Here is a 2,610-nt window from a genome sequence, read left to right on the forward strand (position 1 = left end):
AGCGTTCGTCCTGAGCCAGGATCAAACTCTCCAAATAGGTATTTAGAAAGAGCGATTGCTCATTTTGAAACATCTGACGAGAATTAAATTCTCATTTGTGAATCCACTTGCGTGAATTCGATACTCACTCGTTGTTCAGTTTTCAAAGATCAAGCTGTTCTCGTTGTCTGCTTAATGTCTCAGCAGCAACTCTTATAATATACCATGAACTCCGGAATAGTGCAACACTTTTTTTAAGAAAGTTTTACTCAACCGATCATTCATCTCATTCCGTTCCACAAACAATTATTTGTGTTCGTCAATGAATATATAATATACCATGTTACTAGAAAATAGACAACCCCTTTTATGTAAATAATATTTTTAAAACAACAGTTTATTTGTCTTAATGAATCTAGGGGATTTAAAAATATAACTTTACTAATGGATACATTACAGGGCATACATGCGAAGACTGTCCCTTCTTCCCTTAAGTTGAGCACTTCAAGGTATACGAAAACCACGTTAATTGGAATCCGCTGCTTTTATTTCATATGCTCTCCTTATTTGAAATTAGATAGTGTACAGCAACCATGGTCATAGTTTCAATAATTATAGGCAGTTGAATATCTCTCCACTCTGCCTCTATTTACTTCGCTTGGCATATTGAATAAATTGTACAAACTGTTCCTTAAGTTTAGTCTTATCAAGAATCATCGTAGTTTTATTATCAACTTGAAGTTGCTAGCCAATCTCTAAAAGCACATTACATGCTACCTCAAAAGTTCAATTGCATCCATATTCTGATCCTTAAACAGCTTCTGCCTCACATCACAATCCACGTAAGCACCGAGTCCAACATATTGTCCTACAGTATCAGCTACTTCTATATTTAGGTCAATACGTTCTCCCATACCAACCTTTACAAGAAGCGTATCTCCGTTTCGACTTTCTGAGTAACAGCCAACTGATTGGACAGAACAAGTCCTTTTTGCAGCAGGATGATTTCCCCCCTCTCTCCTGCCTTCAGATAATAAAACCTCAAATCTTTTAGCAAACCGGCCAGATTAACTAACTTTTTGTTCTCATTATGTTGGAGGGTAACTGGTACCTCAGAGATATATCCAATATCTTATACCCCGGTATCTTCAATTCATCACTGCCTTATAAGAATAATTTGATCGTTCGTTTAAAGGGTAATTAAACAACATACTGATTACTAGATCAAAGTCATGCTTTGGTATTTTCTATCTAGGACTTGTATGCAACCTGTTTGTGCCATAAACAAATGAGTAGCAGTGTAAAAAAGGCCACAAATATGCATCTGCTTCTCATATCAAGTGGCCAGGCGTCTATAGTTTTATTTTGTTGAAAAACCATTCGATTACGTGTCATTTTCATAGGTTCCACTATCTAACGGGCGCTTTACCCACCTATTACGTTTGCTTGGGATCATCAGAGTGCTGACGGGGTTAGGCAAAAGCTGAAGAATGACGTTGGTATCATAAGCGCGATCCACTAATACTTTACCCTAACTGAAGCCCAGTTCATAAAGAAGGCGATAGTTGGTGATGCATTCATGCTCCTGGCCAGGTGTCAATTCAAATCTAAACGGATAGCCAAGCGCGTTCACCATCGCATGAATTTTGTGGTTAAACATCCGCGCGAACATCTAATGGCTTGCCGATCCTGCCCCTTTTTGGACCAGTTCCATGTTGATAGTAGCATCAACCATGATTTGCTCCCAATTAGGTTCGATGGAGACATGTCTGCATATATAAGTGCTTATAAACAAAAAAACTCATGAAATGCTAAAAACATTTCATGAGTCTAATTAAAATATACCGACGAGAGGAGTCGAAGGTCCACGGTTTCACAAACGATTTTGAGTCTGGCGCATCTGCCATTCCGCCAAATCAGAATATCAATTATAAAAGATGCCGCAGAGACGGGGATTGCCTCCGCAATCTCCTGCATGGCAAGCATGTTAAGCCAACTACACCACAGTCTCAGATTGGTTACGGGGGCAGGATTTGGACCTGTGGCCTTCGGGTTATGATCCTGACAAGCTACCAGGCTGCTTCATCCTACATTTGCAAAATCATTATGCAATACATAGGGGAGTCTTTGAAGATCGAACCCCCGACCCTCTGCTTGTAAGGCATATGCTCTCCTTGCTAAGTTAAGCCTCCATAGTTATAAGGCATAGGGGATTCGAACCCCTATCATCTCAGTGAAGGGCAGGTGAATTGAGGACTTGCATAACGGGCTGTTCGCTTAATGTTTTCTCATAATAAATCAATATTTGTTCACCTTTTAGACCATAGCAACTACATTTGGTTCAAAGTTTGTTTCTTGTTCATTTAGAGGTACAAATCAAGTCATTTAAAGGCTCTAAGAAGAACTCTAGACTAGTGCTTAATAAGCCTATTCCTATCATCGATTCGATAAATTCTACGATCTCTTGGACTCCAAGCTGTCCTATTACAATTCTGAAAATACAAAAAAGCCCTTGCTGATTAACTCAACAAGGGCTCATGTGCTTGGCGGCGTCCTACTCTCCCAGGACCCTTCGGTCCAAGTACCATCGGCGCTGGAGGGCTTAACGGTCGTGTTCGGGATGGGTACGCG

The 2,610-nt window shown here is 40.0% G+C and carries 2 protein-coding genes and 1 rRNA gene; all 3 read right to left on the bottom strand.

Annotated elements, in window-relative coordinates; all coding sequences use genetic code 11:
- Positions 1-752: 752 nt before the first annotated feature.
- Positions 753-893, bottom strand: coding sequence for a hypothetical protein (locus AC3Y23_RS28965; RefSeq protein WP_379205544.1), 141 nt, complete (start codon positions 891-893; stop codon positions 753-755).
- Positions 894-1,510: 617 nt separating this feature from the next.
- Positions 1,511-1,639 (bottom strand): hypothetical protein, encoded by a 129-nt coding sequence (locus AC3Y23_RS28970; RefSeq protein ID WP_379205545.1) that lies wholly within the window; start codon positions 1,637-1,639, stop codon positions 1,511-1,513.
- A gap of 881 nt (positions 1,640-2,520) precedes the next feature.
- Positions 2,521-2,610: ribosomal RNA gene (rrf, locus tag AC3Y23_RS28975) — 5S ribosomal RNA — on the bottom strand; the annotation flags it as partial.

It is taken from the genome of Paenibacillus sp. MAHUQ-45 (assembly GCF_058133325.1).

What these genes read in the sequence shown, in the direction of transcription:
- AC3Y23_RS28965 (WP_379205544.1), bottom strand. Translation starts at nt 893, where the DNA reads ATGGGAGAACGTATTGACCTAAATATAGAAGTAGCTGATACTGTAGGA.
- AC3Y23_RS28970 (WP_379205545.1), bottom strand. Translation starts at nt 1,639, where the DNA reads ATGTTTAACCACAAAATTCATGCGATGGTGAACGCGCTTGGCTATCCG.